This is a genomic window from Thalassotalea hakodatensis (assembly GCF_030295995.1).
Lineage (GTDB): Bacteria > Pseudomonadota > Gammaproteobacteria > Enterobacterales > Alteromonadaceae > Thalassotalea_C > Thalassotalea_C hakodatensis.
The window spans coordinates 2,910,817-2,933,969 of sequence record NZ_AP027365.1 but is presented as its reverse complement, the minus strand read 5'-3'; the positions used below and the strand labels follow the sequence as shown (position 1 = coordinate 2,933,969).

General features: G+C 38.2%; 15 protein-coding genes. 5 read left to right on the top strand and 10 right to left on the bottom strand.

What is annotated here, in order from left to right; genetic code table 11:
* Nucleotides 1-5: 5 nt before the first annotated feature.
* The 3 genes from QUE72_RS12970 to QUE72_RS12960 are packed head-to-tail and all read right to left on the bottom strand — an operon-like array spanning nt 6 to nt 5,778.
* A complete protein-coding gene (locus tag QUE72_RS12970) occupies nt 6-1,415 on the bottom strand; it encodes a TolC family protein (protein ID WP_286269430.1) in 1,410 nt (469 codons plus the stop codon).
* Nucleotides 1,408-4,584 (bottom strand): efflux RND transporter permease subunit, encoded by a 3,177-nt coding sequence (locus QUE72_RS12965; protein ID WP_286269428.1) that lies wholly within the window; start codon nt 4,582-4,584, stop codon nt 1,408-1,410. The genes QUE72_RS12970 and QUE72_RS12965 overlap by 8 nt, the downstream gene beginning before the upstream one ends.
* Nucleotides 4,585-4,593: 9 nt before the next feature.
* Nucleotides 4,594-5,778: an efflux RND transporter periplasmic adaptor subunit gene (locus tag QUE72_RS12960; RefSeq protein WP_286269427.1), complete on the bottom strand. Its 1,185-nt coding sequence runs from the start codon at nt 5,776-5,778 to the stop codon at nt 4,594-4,596.
* A 168-nt stretch (nt 5,779-5,946) separates the two neighbouring features.
* Here QUE72_RS12960 and QUE72_RS12955 point away from each other — a divergent pair, with 168 nt between their 5' ends.
* Nucleotides 5,947-6,903 (top strand): LysR family transcriptional regulator, encoded by a 957-nt coding sequence (locus QUE72_RS12955; RefSeq protein WP_074500171.1) that lies wholly within the window; start codon nt 5,947-5,949, stop codon nt 6,901-6,903.
* A 92-nt stretch (nt 6,904-6,995) separates the two neighbouring features.
* Nucleotides 6,996-7,559, top strand: a complete 564-nt coding sequence (locus QUE72_RS12950; RefSeq protein WP_286269426.1) for a YSC84-related protein — start codon at nt 6,996-6,998, stop codon at nt 7,557-7,559.
* A 260-nt stretch (nt 7,560-7,819) separates the two neighbouring features.
* Here the strand turns inward: QUE72_RS12950 and QUE72_RS12945 are convergent, their stop codons facing one another.
* The 7 genes from QUE72_RS12945 to QUE72_RS12915 form a co-directional block, all read right to left on the bottom strand.
* Complete coding sequence (locus QUE72_RS12945; protein WP_286269424.1) at nt 7,820-8,416, bottom strand: MlaC/ttg2D family ABC transporter substrate-binding protein; 597 nt, start codon at nt 8,414-8,416, stop codon at nt 7,820-7,822.
* 123 nt (nt 8,417-8,539) lie between these two features.
* A complete protein-coding gene (locus QUE72_RS12940; protein WP_286269422.1) occupies nt 8,540-9,127 on the bottom strand; it encodes a TetR/AcrR family transcriptional regulator in 588 nt (195 codons plus the stop codon).
* 236 nt (nt 9,128-9,363) lie between these two features.
* Complete coding sequence (locus QUE72_RS12935; RefSeq protein WP_074495415.1) at nt 9,364-10,092, bottom strand: FadR/GntR family transcriptional regulator; 729 nt, start codon at nt 10,090-10,092, stop codon at nt 9,364-9,366.
* A gap of 413 nt (nt 10,093-10,505) precedes the next feature.
* Nucleotides 10,506-11,549 (bottom strand): polysaccharide lyase family 7 protein, encoded by a 1,044-nt coding sequence (locus tag QUE72_RS12930; protein ID WP_286269419.1) that lies wholly within the window; start codon nt 11,547-11,549, stop codon nt 10,506-10,508.
* A 211-nt stretch (nt 11,550-11,760) separates the two neighbouring features.
* On the bottom strand, nt 11,761-14,010 hold the full coding sequence (locus QUE72_RS12925; protein WP_286269418.1) for a VCBS domain-containing protein: 2,250 nt from the start codon (nt 14,008-14,010) through the stop codon (nt 11,761-11,763).
* A 203-nt stretch (nt 14,011-14,213) separates the two neighbouring features.
* Nucleotides 14,214-14,744 carry a hypothetical protein gene (locus QUE72_RS12920; protein ID WP_074495419.1) on the bottom strand — a complete coding sequence of 177 codons (531 nt, stop codon included), beginning with the start codon at nt 14,742-14,744 and terminating at the stop codon, nt 14,214-14,216.
* A gap of 16 nt (nt 14,745-14,760) precedes the next feature.
* Nucleotides 14,761-16,155, bottom strand: coding sequence for a polysaccharide lyase family 7 protein (locus QUE72_RS12915; RefSeq protein ID WP_286269417.1), 1,395 nt, complete (start codon nt 16,153-16,155; stop codon nt 14,761-14,763).
* A 446-nt stretch (nt 16,156-16,601) separates the two neighbouring features.
* Between QUE72_RS12915 and QUE72_RS12910 the strand changes: the two genes are divergently transcribed.
* From QUE72_RS12910 to QUE72_RS12900, 3 genes are all read left to right on the top strand, one after another.
* Nucleotides 16,602-19,700 carry a TonB-dependent receptor gene (locus tag QUE72_RS12910; protein WP_074495423.1) on the top strand — a complete coding sequence of 1,033 codons (3,099 nt, stop codon included), beginning with the start codon at nt 16,602-16,604 and terminating at the stop codon, nt 19,698-19,700.
* Between the two features lie 187 nt (nt 19,701-19,887).
* A complete protein-coding gene (locus QUE72_RS12905) occupies nt 19,888-20,766 on the top strand; it encodes an NAD(P)-dependent oxidoreductase (RefSeq protein WP_074495425.1) in 879 nt (292 codons plus the stop codon).
* Nucleotides 20,767-20,928: 162 nt separating this feature from the next.
* A complete protein-coding gene (locus QUE72_RS12900) occupies nt 20,929-23,151 on the top strand; it encodes a polysaccharide lyase 6 family protein (protein WP_286269415.1) in 2,223 nt (740 codons plus the stop codon).
* Nucleotides 23,152-23,153 lie beyond the last annotated feature (2 nt).

The window sequence follows — 23,153 nt, the reverse complement described above, 5'->3', positions numbered from 1 at the left end:
AAGTATTAAATACTGGATAGTGCGTAACTCCAGCGACCGTTAAAGGTATGATAAGCATTTACTTTCGTGAGTAAAGTTGAAATTGCTGAATCAACTGCATTTTCTTCTGCTGCTAGTAAATCTTGCCTTGCATCTAGTAACGATAAATAAGGTATTTGACCTTCTTGAAACATAGCCTGTGCTTGTAAATAAGCTTTATTCGCATAGTGGTAGCGATTGTTTGCAAATTGCTGTTTGTTGCTTTCTTTAACGAGTTTATGCAAAGAAAGCTCACTTTCATTAATAGCATTTAATACCGTTTTTTGGTATTCATTATAAGCGGCTTTGCTTAAATATTGTTGCGCATTTCGCTGCGCTAATAATGCAGGATAACTTAACAGTGACCATTCTATTTGCGGGGATACTTGCCATTGTTGATCAGTATTAGATAACGTGGCGCTAGTTGTGCTTAGAATACCAGCAAAGGCACTTAAACTAATATCAGGTAAAAGGGCTTTGCTCGCTGCCGTGCTTAAAGCGGCTTCATGGCTAAACTGGTAAAGTGCTTTACTAATATCAGGACGTAACGCTATTGCTTCGCTTGGCTGTGCTAAGTGAACTTGTAAATCGTAGCCAATCACTTTACGTTGATCAATTAACGTGAGATCACTTAATGTTTTACCTGTAATATAGGCAAGCGCTGAATTATCGCGTTGTAGTAAGTATTCGATTTCAGGTATTAACGCTTGTTGTTGATTTAATTGCGCTTTTGTACGGTTTAAATCTAATTCACTGGTTACACCTTCATCGACACTGGCTTGTAGTATTTCAATACTTTGTTGTAATGCATCTATTTGTTGTGAAATTATATGGTGTTTTTGCAGATTACCTTGGTAACTGATATAGCCAGAAACAACCGATGAAACCACTTCTATTTGTAATAATCGAAGCTGCTCAGCTTGGCTCAGTGCCGAGGCATTAGCAGCATCGACAAGCGCAGAGATACGACCGAATAAATCGAGATGCCAATTAACTCCTAACGTTGCTGTCGAATTAGGCGTGATAGTATTATTGATACTTGTTCGTTCACTATTTATGGTTATTTCACCTTGGGGAAGAAACGTTGCTTTTTCTGCACCAAGGCGAGCTAAGGCACTTTGTAGTGTTAAATGGCTTGTTATTAAATCGTAATTATTTGTTAGCGCTTCTTGTACGAGTAAGTTCAATTGAGGTGATTTTAATTGTCGCCACCAGTTTATTTCACTCGTACCCGTTAGTTGTGATGCAATATCAATTTCAGTAACAAAATGCTGAAGTTGTTGCTGATTTTCTAGATGAACATCTACATTATTTGACGTTGCACAACCTGCGATTACACTGGACAAAAGCAAGGTTAACGCCACTTGGTTATTAGCAGGTAAGAATGACTTAATCATGTTGTTTATGCTCCAGTGAGTTGCTTTCAATCGTATCGTTGGTTGGTTCTTTTTTGGTAACTAACATATAAAAAATAGGCGTAAATAGTAGACCAAAAATGGTGACGCCAATCATGCCAGAAAAAACCGCATTACCCATTGCTTGCCGCATTTCTGCACCAGCGCCTGAAGCTAGTACCAAAGGTATTACACCGGCTGTGAACGCGATAGAAGTCATCAAAATAGGTCTTAATCGTAACCGACACGCCGCAATAATTGCATTGAAATGACTCATGCCATTTTGATGTTGATCTTTAGCGAACTCTACCATCAAAATCGCGTTTTTTGATGCTAGGGCAACTAATACAATTAATGCAATTTGGGTAAAAATGTTGTTGTCTGAGCCAACAAACCACACACCTAATAAGGCGGAGAATATTGTCATCGGTACAATTAAAATAATCGCAAGCGGTAATCGTAAACTTTCATATTGTGCGGCAAGAACTAAAAATACCAATAACACAACTAAGGGGAAAACGTAAACCATCGTATTACCCGCGATAATTTGTTGGTAGGTTACATCGGTCCATTCGTAATCAATACCTGTTGGTAAATGATCGGCGAGTATTAATTCGATTGCTTGTTGCGCTTGATCTGAACTATAACCCATTGCAGGGCTACCGTTAAGTTCTGCACTTGGGTAGCCATTATAATGCATTACGCGATCAGGGCCCGTTGTAGGTGTGACTGTTAAAATTGATCCCAGAGGTACCATGTCACCCATTCTATTTTTTACTTTTAAATGGAGAATTTGAGCAGGATCTTTTCGAAATTCAGCGCCTGCTTGGGCATTTACTTGGTAAGTTCTACCGAACGTATTGAAGTCGTTAACATATAATGAGCCTAAATATATTTGTAGAGCATCAAACACTTCTTCAAGGGGAATTCCTTGAATCAGGGCTTGCTCTCTATCGATATCAATATCCATTTGTGGTACTTGGATACGAAAACTTGAATATAAGCCTGTTAGCGCTGGGTCTTGTTGCGCTTTAGCGATAACTGTTTGTAAACTATTAAACAGTGCTTCGAAGCCTTTATTATCGCGATCTTCTATTTGTAGTTTAAAACCACCAGTTGTACCTAACCCTTGTATGGGGGGGGGCGGAAATACTGCAACAAAAGCTTCATCAATTGAGACAAATTGTTGATTTAGCTGCATTGCTATTGCGCCAGAAGATAACTGAGGGTCTTTACGGTTTTCAAAGGCATCTAACGCGACAAAAACAATACCGCTATTTGGGCTGTTGGTAAAACCATTAACTGATAAGCCAGGAAATGTTACCGTGTGCAACACGCCAGGTACGTTAAGCGCTATCTTTTCCATTTCGACCATAACCTCTTGAGTGCGATCTAAACTAGCAGCATCTGGTAGTTGTGCGATAGCAACTAGGTATTGTTTATCCTGAGAAGGAATAAAACCGCCAGGAATGGAATTAAATAGGGTAAATGTTCCGCCCAGCAATAGCACATAAGCCGCTATGACAATTATGCTCATTCGAATTAATTTTTTAACCAAACGCTGATAACTTTTTGCACCTCGTTCAAACAGTTTATTAAAAGGTGTAAATAACCAACGACCAAAAAGCTTGTTTAGTAAACGGGTTAATGCGTCAGGCTTAGCATTGTAAGGTTTTAATAAAAGTGCTGATAAAGCGGGCGAAAGAGTTAATGAATTGAACGCAGAGATCACCGTTGAAATAGTAATGGTAAGGGCAAACTGTTTATAAAACTGTCCAGACAAACCAGAAATAAAAGCGGTGGGTATGAATACAGCTAGAAGTACTAAAGCAATGGCGATTATTGGACCGGTTACTTCTGTCATCGCAACGCGAGTCGCTTCTACCGGTGATAAGCCTTTTTCTATGTTTCGTTCAACGTTTTCGACCACAACAATCGCATCATCAACAACAATCCCGATTGCGAGTACTAAACCAAATAATGATAGTGTGTTTATTGAAACACCAAGCCATTGCATAACGGCAAATGTACCAATAAGTGAAACAGGAACTGCAATCAATGGAATGATAGATGCGCGCCATGTTTGTAAAAAAAGTATCACTACAATGACAACTAAAGCGATGGCCTCTAATAAGGTGGTTATTACGGCATCAATTGAATCACGTACGAAAATAGTTGGATCGTACACAATATCGTATTCAACGCCATCAGGAAAAGCCTGTGAAAGTTGCGCCATGGTTGTTCGTACTTGGTCTGATAATTCAATTGCGTTTGAACCAGGGCGCTGGAAAATAGGCATAGCTAGCGCAGGTTGTCCATCTAATAGCGCACGAAGTGCGTAACTGTTCTGGCCTAACTCTACAGTGGCGACATCTTTTAAACGAATAACTTGCTTTTGATCGCCGACTTTTAGTATGACGTGTTCAAACTCTTCAACACTGGTCAACCTACCTTTAACATTTAATAAAATTTGAAATTGACTATCATTTGCTGCAGGTTGCGCTCCTAAGCTTCCTGCGGCAACTTGTTGATTTTGTGCGCGTAAGGCATTTATTACATCTGAAGCGGTTAATTGTCTAGCAGCCAAAGCATCAGGGTTTAACCAAACCCGCATGGAGTATTGGCCTCCACCAAATAATTGTACATCACCAACACCAGGTAGCCGTGCTATTTGATCTTTAATATAGATATCTGCGTAGTTTGAAAGATATGCTGTATCATGAGTTTTTTCGGGTGAATATAGGTGGACGACCATGGTTAAGTCTGGTGAAGACTTTTCTGCAACAACTCCTAAGCGCTGTACTTCCTGAGGCAGTCTAGAAAGTGCACTGTTAACCCTGTTTTGTACTTGTACTTGGGCACGATCGAGATCTGTGCCTAAGGCAAAAGTCACTGTTAGTGTCATGCGGCCATCGCTTGTTGCTTGAGAAAACATATAGAGCATATTTTCTGTGCCATTTATTTCTTGCTCTAATGGCGTAGCAACTGTTTGTGCTATTACCGTTGGGTTGGCACCAGGGTAATTTGCCGTTACAACTACGGTCGGAGGAACTACCTCAGGATATTCACTGATAGGTAGCTGGAACAGTGATATAGCGCCACCAATCAATATAACTAACGATAATACGGATGCAAAAATTGGCCGCTTAATGAAAAAATGAGAAAAATTCATGGTTACTTCCTAGTACTTAGCAACTAAATCAGTGCGCTTAATGGTTGTCATGGTAAAGGCAGAATTAGCTGTTTCTATGTTGATAACATTAGGCTTTATAGGCATGCCAGGACCCACTCGTGCAGGGCCATTAACCGCAATCGTGTCATTAGCGGTTAAGCCTGAAGTTATCGCACGTAACTTTCCATAACGTTCACCTATTTCAACAAGTTTGTATTGCAAAACATTGTTTTCATCAACGGTAAGTACAAAGCGATTTTTTAGATCTGTGCCTATTGCCTTCTCTGGTATAATAATTTGTTCGTTTACTTCACTTGCGGCAAGTCTAATACGCGCAAATGAACCAGCAAGTAATGAGTTTTCTAGGTTTGCTCCTGTTTTCTTTTCAAAAACGGCTCGTACTTGAAGTGTGCCAGTAGCATCATTAATCTGGTTATCGATAAAATTAATATAACCGGTATGTTCAAACTTTTTTTGACCTAATTTCTGCATCAGTACTTGTTGTTTACTATCGGTTGTTACATGCGAGAAGGCGTTATTCCAAGTGCGTTCGTCAATATCAAAATAGGCATACATTTTGTCGTCAGAAACAATTGAAGTCAGTACACTCGTTCCTGCTTGTACGGTATTTCCTCGGGTAATATTAGCGCGAGAAATAATGCCATTTATGGGGGATTTAATTGACGTAAAAGCTAGGTCAAGATTTGCTGCTACTAACTGTGCTTGTAGTGCTGCTAGTTGGGCTTCACGTTGGCGAAGTATTGATGAACGTGATTCCGCTTGCTCTACCGATATGGCTTTACGTTCGGTTAATCTTTTTGCTCGTTTAGCTTCGTTTTTTGCTTGTTGTAAAGCAGCTTCAGCAGAAAGAATCTGTGCTTTTAGGTTCGCGACTACAGCTGCAAAAGGACGATCATCTAATTGAACCAGTAAATCGCCTTTCTTAACGCTATCACCTTCTTTAAATGCAATTTCCTTAATTACGCCAGAGACACGTGGGCGTAATGATACTTCTTCTGGAGCTTCTAAGCGTGTGGTAAAAGTGTGCCAGTGTTGTACTGGCTTAATTAATACTTTCGCTACGTCTATTGGTTGTAAAAATTGTTGTGAATTTTGTTTTGCAGAAGGCTCTGCACAACCACTAATTGCAATGCCTATACTAGTTAAAGTAGCAAGTAATATTGTTTTTTTCATCGTTTAACTCCATGTTTTTGAGCACTATAAAGCGTTGAGTTAGTCATAGGTCAAGTGTGTTATTTGAAAATAATGCCGTTATGATACGCTTGAAATTGATGAGTAAATACAGTGGTTTTTTAATTTCATTAATGCCAAAATGGCACTAATAAAATTAAAGGTTTCGTTATGGATACTACTAGTCGTTTATTGATGTTATTAGATGTTGTAGAGCGCGGATCATTTGCAAGTGCCGCGGAAGGTAGGAATATTGATCGATCTGTTATATCTAAACAAATCAGTAAATTAGAAGATGAACTTGCCGTAAGGTTGTTAAACCGAACAACACGTTCTTTTTCTTTAACAGCAGCTGGTGCTGAAATGGTTAAGAAAGCTTCGGAGCTTCGAGAACTACTCAATGAAACGGTTCGGATGGCAGAGAATTATCATTTAGAGCCTCGAGGTACGATAAAAATGACTTCGTCTACGATTATTGCCAAACGCTATTTACAACCAGTAATTAATGACTTTCAAAAACGCTTTCCTGAAGTGGAAGTTGAATTAATTTTAGATGATAAGGTAATGGATATTGTTTCTGAAGGAATAGATCTCGCTTTTAGAGTTGGGGAGTTAAAAGATTCAACGCTGATTGCGAGAAAACTTGCGCGTAATCGTTTAGTCATTTTGGCCTCTCCAGAATTCATAAAAACCTACGGAATGCCGAATAAAATGTCGGATCTTAAATCACTGCCTGCAGCCAGTTATTTTAGTACAACAATACGCGTGACAAGTATTGAATATGAGAATGCACTTGGCGAACACGCAGAGCAAGAAATTAATAGTGTTTTTCGTGCAAATGATGCTGAAATTTTATTATTAAAAGCGCTATCGGGGAGTGCATTTGTTGTAGTGCCTGCATTTATTGTGGGTGATGAAATAATAAATGGCGAACTTATTCCTATTTTAACAGATATCAAATTACTTGATTACCGCGATATGTACGTCATTTATCCTCATAGGGATTTACCCGTTAGAACCCGTTTATTTTATGATGCTGTACGAGATTATATTGGTAAATTCACGCCCATTTGGGAGAAAAACATTCCTAATTTTGACCGTTTATACCAAGGGGAGAATACGGTTTAAATGAAAATGTTTTTAGATCTTTAATGTACGGTTCGATGATCTTGATAAAATGCGTTAGGCTTTATGTATCTTATTGAGAAAAGGAAAATGAAATGAGTGTATGTAAGAAGCTTTTCAGTTTGATGATTATAGTGTTGTTATCTGCTTGTGCCTCAATGGGAAAAGGAAGCAAAGTTGAAAAACAACAAGCCATATTGGCAATGAAAGATGATGTGCTAACGAAATTGTTTGAACAAAAACCTGATACGCGTAAACAGTTGAATGCCGTACCAGGCTATGCGGTATTTTCTAACGCGAATGTCAATTTAATCTTTATGGCTGCCGGCACAGGCTATGGTGTTGTAAAGAATATGAATACGAATACCCATACTTATATGAATATGGCTGAAGGCGGTGTAGGCCTTGGTTTAGGTGTTAAAGACTATCGTATTGTCATGGTCTTTCATACCACAGATGCAATGAATAGCTTTATTAATAACGGTTGGATTTTCGGTGGAAATGCTGATGCAGCTGCAAAAGCAGGTGATAAAGGTGGCTCTGTTGAAGGAGAAGCTTATTATGGCGATGTCACTGTTTATACATTAACGGAGGCAGGGTTGGCACTACAAGCCGTTATTAAAGGGACCAAATTTTGGGTTGATAAAGAATTAAATTAAATGTCTTTATACCAAATTCGCATAAAGATTAAGTCAGTTCAGAGCGATGTCAGAGGTGGGAGAATAAGCGAAACGTGTGCAGGTATAGTTGTTCTACATCAAATACGTTTTGCGCAATTATCGCGCCTCTAAAGCGTTTAATTTTCGCTGAATGACCGAATATTTATGCGAATTGGTATTATTTATTCGCTAACAAAAAAAAGCCAGTCGATGACTGGCTAAGCTCCATGAGTGGGAGATAAGTAATTTTTTACACACTGTTATTTGTTCAATGCAGCAAGCTCAATAGTGACTTGATCAAGTCCGTATTTATTAATGCGCGTATTGAATTCACTTTGTTTGCTACTTAGCAAAGAGATACCTTCAACAATCATATCGTACGCTTTCCATTGACCCGTTTCCCTGTTTTGTCGCATTTGAAAGGTTAAATGGATATCAGGTTTGCCGTTTTCAGAAATTAACGCATCAACTGACGCTAACTTGCCGCTATTAGAAAGTTTAGATTGTCCGTAGCTCACTTTTTGATCTTTATATTGGTTCAAAGCTGTGGCGTAAGTTCTGACTAAATAGTGTTTCATCGAGTTGACAAACTTTATTCTTTGTTCTTTAGATGCTTTTCTGACGTGCTTGCCGAGTATTTTAAAGGCAGCGTAGCGATAATCTACAGCAGGCATTAATTCTTCTTCAACAATGTTACGCATTAACTCTGGAAATTTCTGCAATTCTGTTTGGCTAGCAGCAATACGAGAAAATAATTTATCGCCGGTTTGGCTTATCACTTCTTTTGGCGTTAGCGTTGGTTGGGCGGCAAGGGAAAATGAAAAAACAGATAAAAGCATGATAAATGCTGATCTCATGTGATGTCCTTATTTAAAGAGTTGCTGAATATGAGCGTACATTCTACATACCGACCACTCGGTCTGTAAATGTTTTTTTATAAAAATTTTGTTGTAGCTTATGTTTATTTTGACTATTGAAGATTAAGTGGTTCGTAAGTTATTGAGGTAAATACATAACTCATCAACCACTTTGTCAAATAATTCTTTATTTTTTGCGCTTTTACTTAAACTATAGGCGCCATGGAAACTAGAAACGACAAAGTAAGCTACTTGAGTAAAGTCGAGCTCAGTACGAAGATGAGCTGAAAAACGTTGTAAATTTAATGCAATTAAATGATTCAATTGTTGTTGCATATTCAGTATGCGCAATCGAAAGCCTTCATCAACACCTGACATTTCTTGGCATAAATTATTCACAGGACAACCGCAAACAATGTCTTCACAGCTCATGTCTTGCGAGATTTCTTTAAAGAATTTACATAAACCGTCAATAGGATCTGTTGCTTCAACGGCAGGCTGCCAAGTGGCTAGAAACATTGGCGTGAAAATTTCTTCAAAAACAGCATAGCCCAATACGAGTTTATTATCGAAATGATGGTACAACGCACCTTTTGAAATTTCACAACGGGATAATATAGTTGACAAGCTTGTGGCTTGAAAACCATGTTGATGAATCTCATCTGCGGTAATTTCTAAAATTTTTTGGCGAGTTTGTTCTGCATCTCTCATACAATAACCTCAATGTTGTACACAATTATTGTAACCGACTAACTGGTTTGTTCACAATGTTTATTTTTTATCGGTTTTTAAAGGAAATAGTAGCTTTTGTTCGACGAGTTCTGATATTGAGAGGGTAAACCACTGGTCTATCGCTATATAGCGGTAGGGCTTCCAAGATAGGTGTCTTCAAATAAGAATATACCTTTTTGCCTTTTAGGTTTTTCACGTTGGTGTTTTAGTAGATGCTAGGCTTGTCGTTTTATCGAGTACATGTCTCGTTTTTCGCTGCTCTCTCTTTTTATTTTTTCTAATGCTCTGGTTTCTTCAGCGTCAAATAATGTATTGATTAAACGATGAAAATGTTCATGCATGGCAGTACGAGATTTATCAGCATTTGCTGATTTTAAGGCATTATAGATGGCTCTATGTTCAGCGATTGTTTTAGCGCTGTCTTTGCTACAGACACTATCATAATCTTCGATAATTTCTTTGGAAGAAGCTCTTAAATTCCATAGGCTCTCTACTAGGCTTTTCATTGCTTCATTACGAGTAGCGTTGGCGATAATTTTATGGAAAGCTCTGTCTGCGGCTTCCATATCTTTCCCTTTTTCCATGTCGATAAGTGTTTGATTTAATTCTTCAAGCTCTTGTTCGTTTATAGACGCTGCTGCAAGTGCGGCTACTTCGCCTTCAACAAGTGCTCTTGCTTGTGTAACTTCAAAAGCGTTGATATTTTTTAGTAAATTTGCTGATTGCTGAGATGCTAATACATAAACACCAGAGCTAGTTTTTACTTCAACCCTTCCTCTTACTTCAAGGGCAATGATTGCTTCACGAATAGTTGGACGGCTCACATTGAAACGTTGGGCTAACTCTCTTTCAGGTGGCAATCGGCTGCCAACTGGAAAATTTCCAGAATTAATGGAAGCTTCAATTAATTCAACAATGCTCCAAAATAACCTTTTTGCCGCCATAGTGACTTTACCCCGAAAAGCGTTAAACGATAATTACCAAACTGATCTGTTCTTTATATCAAAATCAGTGACATAAGTTAAATCATTACATAACAGATCTTATTATTCAAGTAATTATCATACCAATATTATGATGATTTCGCTTTTATTGGTAATAACCTTCTTAAGTGTGGAAGAAAGTAGAATATTTAAATTATTAAGCTAGCCTCATTGTATTGTTTGTTTTATGCGGATTTTGTTTTTTATTCTTATTAATTAATATGCTTAGCTGTTTATCTTTTTTGGTAATACCAAACTATATACTTTTAACTAGTTTTTATTGATAGGCTGCTAACTAAATTTATGATGTTTATCGCTGACAAGTGGGAAAGCAGGTAAAACAGGATATTGCTAATATACCCTGTTTGTGGAGCTTAAGGTTGGGTAGCTTGGCTTAACGTTAAGTGCGTAAAAGTAACGCGAGTATAATCACCGTTAGCTTTATCTGTTTGCCAATCTCCGGTGCCAGAGCAGCCAGCATACCAAATACCATCGGCATCTTTTGTTGAACATTGATTATAAGCACCAGCTTTAAAGTAATGCCAATCACCTGTATAGCCATTAGGGTTGTCTTTGTTATCGATGTTGCCATAGGCGTCAATATTATTGGAAAGATCAATTTGATAAGTAACGGCTTTTTTATTTTTTTGGGTAAACGTTAAGTGCATTACACTGTTAAATACATTAATTTCGTAACTAAACTCTTCATTTAACTTAATACCTTTAGTTTTTGGGTCTTCGGCATTTTCCCAAGTATTTCCCCACACAGGATAGGCGATATCGGTTCTATCGGGGTTGTCTTTGGCTAAATTTCTTTCATAGGTCCAAAATACTGATCCCGATTGATGATTTGGCCACTTTTTATAATATATTTTAATCGGCTCATTTCCCCAACCAAAGCCATTGCCTTCGGCGATTAGCGCTTTATCTTTACCAGCATGAATTTGACCAACAACAACTGAATAAGCTGGTTTTTTAGGGTGTTTAGCATTTTTAGCGACATGGTTTACTTTTAAACTCGCTGATAATTTACCGCCGAGTTGATCAAAGTATTTCGCATCAGGGTGTGCAGATAAGGCGAAATTATTGCCGTATGATTTCGTATCAATTGAGGTATCCAACCCTCTGATCATTTGCCTTAATTCACTGCGGGTATTAGATGACGTTTGAGTGGTCACTGCTTTATTCGGCGAGGTAAACACTAAATGGCCAAATTGGTCCAAATAAAAATAGTCAGGGTGTTGATAGTGTTGTAGCGCCCTAGTGTCAATGGTATCTGCTTTACCATCGTTATCTTGATCGAGTGGGATGGTAATTTTCCAATGGGATAAATCAAATTTATTGGCAGGATTATTTGATGTGCTAGCACATCCTGCAAATAACAATATGAGTGATATTTTCGTTACGGCTTTAATCATTAAAGCACTCCTATTTTAACGTGCGCATTTTGGTGTTTAATATCGCTAATTGCGACATTACAACAACGAATAGCGACTTAAATTGTTGACACGACGTTGTACTTATTTTAAATCTGTTATTGATGCTGAACAAAGTAAAAACTGCCGTATAGTGTTATAAAAAAATAGCGCTATGTAATAGCGCTATTTCAAGCTAGAGAGATAAATTAGCTTACTTTGCTTTTTTAGCGACTACTACTTCAGCAGAGCTAGAGTTATAAGGTGATGAGGTATTATCATCATCTAATGAACTTCCTTCAGAATAACTTTCAAAATTATCTTCGAACTGTATCACTGTTCCTTCAAGATCAGAGTAGAGTTTAACTTCATCAATAAAATAAGCAGCGTCACCTAATGTTGAACTATTATCACCTAATTTAAAGATTATCGTTTGCACACCTGCAATAACATCGCTTAAAGATTGAGAGACTGATGCAAAGGGTTCGGTCGTTACGCTGGTACCATCTATCGTTAAAGTTAGTAGAGGAGCAACGGTATCAGAAGCATTACTTGCATCCCATGTGATATCAACGTTGGTCCATTTATCGGCAGTAAATGGAATGGTCACGTCAACGCCTTCGTTATTTCGAATAACATAACCTGTACTTTGGATTCGTAAGTCTATAATGGCGTTACTTGTACTCGTAGATGAACCATACAAACCAATGTAGGCATCTTTTTCTATACCAGCTTCTTTTAAGAAGGCTACGCTTAACTTACCCGCAGGAATAATATAGCTTGAAGATAGTTTATAACGTAACTCACCAGCATCATCTGTCATGTTATCAGTAATTTTTGCTGTTAAGTTATCTGGATTTTCTGCACCACCTTCGGAACCAATTTGTGCAACAACGGTTTCAGCAGTACTAGAGTTGTATGGTGATGCTGAATTATCATCATCTAATGAATCACCTTCCATATAACTTTCGAAGTCATCTTCAAATTGAACGGTCGTACCTGCAAGATCTGAATACAATTTGAAGTTATCAATGTAGTAGGCGGCTTCACCTGTTGTTGAACTGTTGTCACCTAACTTGAATATAATTGTTTGCACGCCGGCCACAACATCACTTAATGATTGTGATACAGAAGCAAAAGGTTCGGTGGTTACACTTGTGCCGTTAATAGTTAACGTTAATAGTGGTGCAACGGTATCCGAAGCATTGCTTGCATCCCAGGTCATTTCAACATCAGTCCACTTATTCGCTGAAAAAGGAATAGTGATATCAACCCCTTCATTATTACGAATAACATAACCGCTACTTTGGATACGCAAATCAATTAACGCATTGCTAGTACTGGTTGAGGAACCGTATAAACCAATGTAGGCATCTTTTTCAATACCATCTTCTTTAAGGAAGGAAACGGTAAGTTTACCTGCAGGAATAATATCACTTGATGAAAGTTTATATCTAAGTTCACCCGCATCATCAGTCATGTTATCAGTAATTTTAGCCACTTTAGTTGGAGCAAATGAAGCTACGCCCGAAATAGTGATGTTTAATTCTGCTAACGTACCGTCCGCTGAGGAAATTGAAATGGTATCGTTAATGGTGTCATTTTCATCAAGTAACGATGTGACTGTTGGGTTTGTTGTATCTAGCGTATATGTCCATTGACCATCCGTTTGAATAGAAAAAGTACCAAACGTAGTCATTGTATCTGTTTGAGCAAGCGCTGAACTTTCGCCAACATCAGCGTCAGTGATAACAACAGTACCGGTAACGCTATCTGTTTCATCATTGGTAACGGCCGCTGTTAAGCCTTCAAACGTCGCTGCTGTATTTCCGGAAGCGGGCGCTACCGATTCAGAAGCTGTAGAACTGACTTCTTCACTGTAATCATCATCATCAGTGTATGTGGCCGTGACCACAATGGTTTTACCAATTTCATCATCAGTTAACGCAAGAGTGGATTCTGTTGCACCTTCTATTACGACACCGTCTGCTAGCCACGTATAGGTCACGTTTTGTGCATCAACGCCATTGTCGTCTGTAAGTGTTGCAGTTAGAAGCTTTCCTGATTCAAAAATACCTGATACTTCAATCATACCATCGGCATTCATGATGATGGTGTTTGTTGCACTAGATCTTAATTTTTCTTGGTAGTTATCATTGTCGGTATATGATGCGATAACTGAAACTTGTGTGTTAACTTGCTCTGACGTTACGGTAAATGAGCTAGATGAAGCACCTGAAATTTCAACGTCGTTTGCTAACCAACTATAGGTAATTGCTGATGTGTCTACACCATTACCGTCGGTAACCGATACTGTTAATGTTTCCCCTACTTTTGCTGCACCAGACAATGAGATTTGACCAAATGCATTACCCGTCTCTTTAGGTAATTCATCTGTATTACACCCCGTAACAGCCAAAGCAATCGCAGATGCCGCAATCGATTTGTTTATTAAATTTTTCATTATTATGATCCTGTTGTTTTTTTGGTAAAACAATCTTGTTAATGACTTGTTTGTTTTTATATTAATTTGTAAAACCATTTTGTCAACCATGAACTGGTAACAATTTTAATTAATCACAATTTTAGTCATGTGTATTGGCTAGGTAAGTGCTTTGTTTGCACATGATTTAAAGTACATATCTATTTAATTAGTGTGGTTATTGTTTATGTTTTCTTTAACTGTAAAGAGTCCAAACTTTCCCTTGCGAGATTCAACCATTTCTTTTTATATTTTTTATCAGTGGTAATAAATGAAATAAAAGTGAGTTTGCCGTTAACAGGCAAAGCATAAGTTAGATTATATTGATACTTACCAATCCCTTGAGTTTCATATTCATAGACAGCAATTTTAGTGTCTAGTCGAGTATATACTTTGTCTTTTTTCCAGTTCGCGCCTTCGCTCGATTTACGTAACATATTCGAAATATATTTATGGATCTTATTCATCGATTGCTTATTTGCCGGCGTGGGATATTGAGTAAACGTAAAGCTTACTGTTTGATTTTTGTTATCAAACCCATAGCTTGGTGGTGTTTTTTGATTGCCATAACGCTTCTCTAACGTTGTTGAAGACATTGCGTTTAATTCTGTTGAAAGTTTAATTAATAATGTTTCATCGAAGAACTTATGCGTGTTTGTTTCTGCAGCTTGAAGATAAAAACTGAGTATCAATAACAATGGGGATAGTTTTTTCATGTTGTTTACTCCTGGTTTAATAAGTGTTGTGGTGGTTATCGATTTGGTAAAAAGTTGCTTGCACGTAGTCATGTGGATCGCCGGAATTATTTTGGTTATAGACGCCAGCTTTGAAATACATATATTGGTTACCTACATCGTAGCCACTTTGTGACATATCTACGTGCTGGTGAAATTCAGTGCCATCAGATTTGATCACAGTTACGTTAAGGTTATTACCTTGCACTTCAATGGTGTAACTAAACTTCTCATTTAGTGCTATACCGTTTGATGGGTTACTCGCGTTATTTCCTCTGCTGCCTATTAATTCGTAGTAGTAGTCATCTCCACCAAGCTTTTCATGTGCAAGGTAAATAGCGCCGTTTTGGTTCTCTGGTAATTTACGATAGTACAGCCTGACAGGCTCATCATCATTGGCATGAATCTGACCAATAATAACCCGACCTATTTGATAATTTTCGCCTGTTGTCGTAACGTGATTAACTGCTAGTTGAGCGCTTAAAGTACCATCAATGCCACCAGATTTGCTGAGATCTGAATCAGGTGCAGTTGAAAACACCCAGTTATTTTTGTTAACCCCTTGAGTATTTATACTCGCATCACCTCTACGAAGCATTTCACGCAACTCTGCCCGTACATAGCTAGTGTTGTTAGAGGTTTTATACCCTGAAACTGAAGTGGAAAACCGTAAGCCACTATCGTGTGTTAAGGTAAAAAATCTTGGGTCATAATAGCCAGCCGCTAAATCTTGTTCTTTAATACTGTCAGATTTGCCATTGTTATCATCGTCGGTTGGAACACTCAAATACCAATCAATTAATTCAATAGAATGCGCAGTAGTTTCTCGACATCCATAAACTTCAATTTCAAGGAGTGTGCTTGCTTGCGATACTTGATTACCTGATAGTGCTAAGTTGAGGTAAAGTGCGGTTTGCTGTTCATGTGGGCTCTGTGCTAAGTCAACAACATCTGGAATAATTGTTTGTATTTCGCTTTCAGTAACAGTGTTTAACAATTGCCAGTTTTTATTATCTTTTGAGCTTGATATTGAAAAGAGGTTTGCATATTCGGTATTGGCCCAAGTGATGACTAACTGCTTTAATAACGCTGGTTCAGCCAAGGTTATTAAGACGTTGGTATCTAATGTATTAGGTTGCCAACTTGAGTCATTTATTTTAGAACCATCATGTAATGAAGCAATGCTTTGGGCTCCTCCTTCATAACTGATACTAGCGATATCTAGTGGGTATGATACATCACAAGTTATATCATCTATGACCGTTGGCGTTGTCGTTTGGTCTTCTTCAGGTGTTTTTGGTATTGCTTGGGTATTTTTAGCTGTAGAACTTCCTCCGCAGCTAAATAAAAAAGCTGAAGTGAATAACGTTAACAATATTTTTTGTTTTTTCATGGGGGTCCAAGTTATCTTCAAGTTATCTCATTTTGTCATTATTACACCGCGTAATATTTAAAATGTACTGCACTGGAATATGTCATTGTCAGTAAATTTATCGAGCGTGTATTGATTATTACATTATTTAATACCAAATGGTCAACCAAAAAATAAACATGGTCATCAAGTGTTCCAAGTGAATGTTTATTTTTCTGTTCAAAGTCGTAATGTTCTTCAATTATATTCACAGGCTAAAAGTAGGCTAATAAACCTAAGGTAACGTGTGTAGACCTTTATTGTTATGTTGGTAAAACCATTTTAGTATAAGGTTCGTTTTGTTTTTTGTTGATTGGTTAGTTTTTATTTTTTAATTGTTTTACCAAAATGGTTGACAATTGTTTTTTATGTTGCTTGAATAATGCAATATTGAAAATTCAAAAAACTATAATTAATCGGATATATCAATGGCAACTACAAATCAGTTAAATAAAATCAGCTGTGCATTACGCAATTGGGGCAGCTATCGCAAACAGTTACTGTGTGCATCAACTTTACTTTCACTTGTGACTGTTCCTGTAAATGCTCAGGAAGAAACTGAGAAAAAAGTAGACTCTGAGGTTGAAGTCATCGAAGTTAAAGGACTTCGAGGTACGATGACACGCTCATTAAATGAGAAAAAAAATAATACTGCGATTGTTGATGCTGTGGCAGCAGCTGACTTTGGGGAATTACCGGGTTTGTCATTGTCTGATGTTATTGAAAATATTTCTGGCGCCTCTGGTCATCGATTAAAAGGCAGCCAAAACGAAATATCTATTCGAGGTTTAGGATCTTACTGGGGCTATTCTACATTTAATGGCCGCACAATCACGAATGCAGGACCAGGTCGCGCAGTAAATTTCAAAAAATTTCCGTCTGAGCTTGTGGATAAAGTTGTCATCTATAAATCACAGCAAGCTGATTTAGTTGAAGGGGGTACGTCAGGTACGATTGATGTGAACTCTTTACGTGCAGTTGATTATGGTCAAAGTCAAACAACTGTTCAAGCAACGGGCGTTTACAATTCGTATTACCAAGATGTAGAGGGTGATGTTTCTCCGTGGGGAAGTAAGCTAGTTGTATCAACTGTACAGCAATGGGAAACTGAAAATCTAGGTGATATGGGTTTTACCTTAGGGGTTAATCATACAAATTCCGCCAACCCAGAAGAAAATTACGGTGGTAGTTCACAGATGGGGGTTTGTGCTCTTCGAGCAGCTGACGGCTCTAGTTTAATCGGTGGTAGTAACTGTGCAACAGGTCAACAGGGTGTAAGTTCTGGCCGTGTTGGTCGCGAACCTGAATTAGGTATTGATACTGACTTAGCCGATTTTGATCAAAGCAGTATTTTTTATGTCCCGAATGATGCCTACTGGCGTACGGGTGAAGACGAAGATATCAGAACAGGAGCTGTATTTACCTTTCAATGGGTGCCAAACGATAAACTGAATATTAACGTAGATTATGAATATTCAGATCTTGAATATACGGAAAAACGTATGGAGTTGGCTCTTGATACGCGCCTTGATGATCTTGCGGATCATATTGTTTCAGAAGATCACACCTTACTTTACGCGACAGGCGAGGCACGTCCAACGTTACAAGGTGAAAATCGTAATCAAGTAGATGAATATCATGGTGGCGGTATCGAAGTTGAATATACCCCAACAGATGCGTTATCACTTGCGTTAGATGTTTCTTATTCTGAGTCTTATCGTTATCGTTTACGTCAACGCACAAAGTTTCGTTCAACTGAACGCTATAATTATGCCTTAGATTTCCGTGGCCGTAATGTGCCAACTCTGACTTGGTTAGATAGTAATCGCTTGGGCCCTGATGATGCCGGCTTTGCTTCTTGGGAAGCTTTTGATGCAAGCCACATGGGTAATTTTGTTCACGACGACCATGCGTATGTTGAGTATCGTCGTGCTCATGAACATCGTAATGATGATATTCTTGCGGTTAAATTTGATGGTCAATATCAATTAGACAATCAATACTTTTCAAGTATTAAAGCAGGTATTCGTTACTCAGAAGAACATTTAGTCGATTACGTTACAAATGATGTTTCTCTAGTCATCGCTGATGGCTCTCAAAACTATGGTGCAAGTGATAACGAAGATAATAGTTGGGATGAATTAAACCCTGAAGCGAACTCTGCACTTATTAATGGCATTATCGATAATTGCCAAAACGATCATTCAAATAATATTCAGTTTACTGAGGAAGAAGGTGCTGGCGGCGATGCTACTCGTTATGCCACTTATGATCATAAATGTTTTATTGGTCAAATACTTGGTCAATTACCAGGAGCGTCAGGAACTGATTTTTATGACATAGGCGAACGAGCAGATGGCCGTGATGGTGCTGATAGAGATGTAACCGAAACCATTACTGCTGCTTATGTGATGGCGAATATTGATACAGAAATAGCAGGTACTCCGGTATACGGTAATGTAGGGGTTCGGGTTGTAAAAACCGAAACGCATTCAAAAGGCTGGGGTGATAAAGTTTACATCACGTCTACCGAAGGCAACGAAGGTGATATCACCTGGAGTTCAGAGATTAACCCGACGGGTGAGATCGAAGTCGTTAATTTAGATTCGGAATATACTGAGGTATTACCTAGCGTAAATTTAACCTTTATGGTTAATGATGCTTTTTATGTACGTACTGCAGCGTATCGTTCAATGTCACGTTTTCAAATGAACGCAATGTCAGCAGGTGTGAGTTACGAAACCTGTGAAGATGAAGACGATACCGTCTGTGATCCAGCGACTAACACTGATTTTTCACAAGTTATTCGTAGTGGTGACGCTAGTGGTAACCACTTAGACCCATACACTGCAATGAATTACGATGTGTCATTTGAATATTATCCATCGCAAGATGCAGCCTTTACCGCCGCTTTTTACTATAAATCATTCACCGGTGGCTATGATGTTAAAACTGAATACCGCGATATTACGGTTAATTTAGATGGCGTAGATACCATTTACCCTGATGTAGCACATCTTGTGAAACAAACATCTGAAGACGAATCTGTTATTAAGGGTGTTGAATTTACCGGTCAAAAACATTTTGTTGAATTACCTGAACCATTCAATGGTTTAGGGGCAAAGTTTGCTTGGAACTATGCAGAGTCTGACTTTGTTACCGCAGAGCCAGCTAGTGCGGGTATTGTTCCAGATGCGAACTTATTTGGCTTCTCTAAGAATGTTGCATCGGCGTCTGTTTATTGGGAAGGCGATGACACAACGGTACGTTTATTATGGAAATATCGTTCTAAGTACCTGCAGCCGAACAGTCTACCATTCCCAGACCGCTCACACCGTTATGTACAAGATGCTTTGTATTTCAATATGTCGGCAAAATACAAAATCAATTCAAATGTAAGTCTTTTCTTAAAAGGACTTAACTTAACCAATGAACCACAAGTGATGACGCGAGGTAACGATACCACCATTGCGGATTACTCACGCTCAGGCACTAAGTGGGAATTTGGCGTGAAAGCGAAGTTTTAAAGAATTCTACTTAAGGTACTAAATTTGAGCAGTAGCTTAACTACTGACAACTAAAAGCTGTGAGTCTCACGCAGTTAATACTCACTGAGACTCTGTTTATTAATCGAAGTAAATCGCTGTGTTCCCAATGAAGAGGTAGCTCGTTATACCTCAGAAAAGTAATAGCGTAACTATTTAGGAGTTTATTATGTCAAAACCAACAATTGGTTTTATCGGACTTGGCCTTATGGGCGGAAACATGGTTGAAAACTTGCAAAAAAGAGGATACCAGTTAACCGTAATGGACCTTAACAAAGATGCGGTTGCAGCGTGTGTTTCTCGTGGTGCCAATGCTGCATCATCGGCAAAAGAGTTAGCAGAATCTAGTGATATTATCATGCTGTGCTTAACTACATCGGCTATCGTTGAAAAAGTTATCTATGCAGAAGACGGTATTCTTGCTGGTGTTAAAGAAGGTGCTGTGTTGGTTGATTTTGGTACTTCTATTCCGGCATCAACGCGTAAAATTGGCACTGACTTAGCTGCTAAAGGTGTAGGTATGGTTGATGCGCCACTTGGTCGTACACCTGCTCATGCTAAAGACGGTTTACTAAATATCATGGCGGCTGGTGATATTGATACCTTTAACAAGGTTAAGCCAGTATTAGAAGAGCAAGGTGAAAATGTTTTCCATTTAGGTGCTTTAGGCGCAGGACACACAACAAAATTAATTAATAACTTCATGGGGATGACTACCGTTTGTGCAATGTCACAAGCGTTTGCTGTAGCTGATCTTGCTGGCGTAGATCGTCAACAATTGTTTGATATTATGTCAACGGGTCCTTCAAATTCTCCGTTCATGCAGTTTTGTAAAAACTATGCCGTTGACGGTGTCAGTGACTTAGGCTTCTCAATCGCCAATGCTAATAAAGACTTAGGTTACTTCTTACAAATGGTAGATGACTTAGGCACTGAATCTAAAATTGCTCAGGGTTCATCACAGAACTTACAAGCTGCATTTGATGCAGGTTTAGGGCAGGGCAATGTGCCAGAAATCTTTGATTACTTTCTTAAACTTGAAAAATAATGTTGTCGTACTAACACATTAGTTAGTATTAACAAAAAATAGTAAGCTATTGATTTTAGAGGTTTTCCTTACACGATACTCTCTTTTAAGGCTTTCTCTTACAAGGAGTTGTGAAAGCCTTAGTTTTAGCCAGCAATAATAACAAAGGGTTACGGTATACAAATGAAAACACTTACAGTTATATTTCTCTCTTTTATGATCTCTTTGGGCGTAAATGCCAAAGAATATTTAGTTGATTCGCCTAAAGCATTTAAGAAAACCGTAAAACAACTTGTTGCTGGTGATACGATCAGACTAGCCAACGGTACTTGGCAAGACTTTGAAATTCTATTTACCGGCAGTGGCACAAAAGATAAACCAATCACGTTAATGGCACAAACCAAAGGTAAAGTGATTTTATCGGGTCAATCTAATTTGCGCCTAGCTGGAGAGCATCTTGTTGTTTCTGGCTTAGTGTTTAAAAATGGGTACACACCAAGCAGTGAAGTGATCGCATTTCGCCGAAACAAAGAAAACCTTGCCTTTCATTCACGTGTTACTGAAACGGTCATTGAAGATTATTCCAACCCTGACAAACAAGAGTCAGATTATTGGGTAGGTTTATATGGTCAATATAACCGTTTCGATCATAACTATCTAGCAGGTAAAACCAATAAGGGTGTGACGTTAGCCGTTCGTTTGAATAGTGAAGACAGCCAACAAAATCATCATAGAATTGATCACAATTATTTTGGCCCTCGTCAAATATTAGGTTCAAATGGTGGTGAAACATTACGCATTGGTACGAGTCATTATTCATTAGCAGATTCATTTACCGTTGTCGAAAATAACTACTTTGATCAGTGTAATGGTGAAGTGGAAATTATCTCGGTGAAATCAGGTAAAAACTTATTAAAAAGTAATGTTTTTTATGAATCTAGAGGAACCTTAACATTACGCCATGGTAACGGTAACGTTATTGAAAATAATGTGTTTTTCGGTAATGGCGTTGATCATACTGGCGGCATACGTGTGATCAATAAAGATCAAATTGTCCGTAATAATTATCTAGAAGGTTTAACAGGGTATCGTTTTGGTAGTGGCTTTACCATTATGAATGGCGTACCAAACTCTCCTATTAATCGTTATCACCAAGTCGAAAATGCAAAGGTCAGCAATAACAGCTTTATCAATGTTGATCATATCCAGTTAGCCGCAGGCAGTGATGCTGAACGCTCTGCTGTGCCCATTAACTCTCATGTTGACAATAACCTTATTTATAATGAAAAGCAGCAGCCTTTTACTCTATTTGATGACGTATCTGGCATTAAATTTTCTAATAATATTGCCAATAAAAAGCCTGTTGAAGCACTCGCTTACGGCATTGAAAAACAAGCTATTACCCTCGAACGTGCTGCAAATGGTTTATTGTATCCACAAGGGTTATCAATCGGGGTAGATAAATCATTAACGCCAATCAGCAAGTCTCAAACTGGGCCAAGCTGGTATCCGAAAACGCAAGGTATTACCGCATTTAATAGTGGTAAAGAAATTAACATATCTCCTGCAGAAGATGCGCTTTATAACGCGATAGAGAATGCTCAAGACGGTGATGTTCTGCTTTTAGGTCAAGGCACTTATGATGCCCGTAAAATAGCAACTATTGATAAAACGCTGACTATCAAAGCAAAAAAAACTGGTAAAGCTATTATTACCTTTGAGCGTGGCACATTATTTGAACTTGTAGATGGTGGTAGCTTAGCGCTAAACGGTGTGAAAATTAGTGGTAAAAATAGTCCTGACTCTTCAGGTAATGTGATGATCCGCAGTAAAAAGTGGGGCATGACAAAAAATTATCGTTTAGTGATAGAAAATTCAATCATCGAGCAGTTAGATATTAACCACTCATTTCATGTGTTTGAGTCAGGAAAAGGTGCTTTTGCTGATGAAATTGTATTAAGAAACAATACCTTTACTAATATAACTGGCGATGTTTTACGTTTAGACAAAGAGCATGAAGACTTAGGGATCTACAATGCTGAATATGTCACGATTAAGCAGAATACCTTTAACAATGTGAAAGGTGCGTTGGTGAAACTATACCGAGGTGGTACAGATGAAAGTACCTTTGGCCCACATTTTACTTTAGCCAATAATGAGTTGACTTCAGTGGGCGCTGGAAAACGTAATAAAACAGCATCAAGCGTGTTTTTGCATGGTGTGCAGGTAACTAATATTGATACAAATGTTTTTCAAAAAAGTGCGCCAATTACCATAGAGCATACTGTTGGCGAGCCTAAAACAATGTTGCTTAATAATACCTTAAATGAAAAACCGAGCATTGTTGAATTACGCGTTGCAGGGGAACATACCGCTGAACTTCAAAATAATAAAATCGTTAAGTAGGA

Coding starts and splice junctions, on each gene's coding strand:
- QUE72_RS12965 (WP_286269428.1), bottom strand. CDS start 4,584: ATGAATTTTTCTCATTTTTTCATTAAGCGGCCAATTTTTGCATCCGTA.
- QUE72_RS12925 (WP_286269418.1), bottom strand. CDS start 14,010: ATGAAAAATTTAATAAACAAATCGATTGCGGCATCTGCGATTGCTTTG.
- QUE72_RS12945 (WP_286269424.1), bottom strand. CDS start 8,416: ATGAGATCAGCATTTATCATGCTTTTATCTGTTTTTTCATTTTCCCTT.
- QUE72_RS12955 (WP_074500171.1), top strand. CDS start 5,947: ATGGATACTACTAGTCGTTTATTGATGTTATTAGATGTTGTAGAGCGC.
- QUE72_RS12900 (WP_286269415.1), top strand. CDS start 20,929: ATGAAAACACTTACAGTTATATTTCTCTCTTTTATGATCTCTTTGGGC.
- QUE72_RS12915 (WP_286269417.1), bottom strand. CDS start 16,155: ATGAAAAAACAAAAAATATTGTTAACGTTATTCACTTCAGCTTTTTTA.
- QUE72_RS12935 (WP_074495415.1), bottom strand. CDS start 10,092: ATGGCGGCAAAAAGGTTATTTTGGAGCATTGTTGAATTAATTGAAGCT.
- QUE72_RS12940 (WP_286269422.1), bottom strand. CDS start 9,127: ATGAGAGATGCAGAACAAACTCGCCAAAAAATTTTAGAAATTACCGCA.
- QUE72_RS12920 (WP_074495419.1), bottom strand. CDS start 14,744: ATGAAAAAACTATCCCCATTGTTATTGATACTCAGTTTTTATCTTCAA.
- QUE72_RS12930 (WP_286269419.1), bottom strand. CDS start 11,549: ATGATTAAAGCCGTAACGAAAATATCACTCATATTGTTATTTGCAGGA.
- QUE72_RS12970 (WP_286269430.1), bottom strand. CDS start 1,415: ATGATTAAGTCATTCTTACCTGCTAATAACCAAGTGGCGTTAACCTTG.
- QUE72_RS12960 (WP_286269427.1), bottom strand. CDS start 5,778: ATGAAAAAAACAATATTACTTGCTACTTTAACTAGTATAGGCATTGCA.
- QUE72_RS12905 (WP_074495425.1), top strand. CDS start 19,888: ATGTCAAAACCAACAATTGGTTTTATCGGACTTGGCCTTATGGGCGGA.
- QUE72_RS12910 (WP_074495423.1), top strand. CDS start 16,602: ATGGCAACTACAAATCAGTTAAATAAAATCAGCTGTGCATTACGCAAT.
- QUE72_RS12950 (WP_286269426.1), top strand. CDS start 6,996: ATGAGTGTATGTAAGAAGCTTTTCAGTTTGATGATTATAGTGTTGTTA.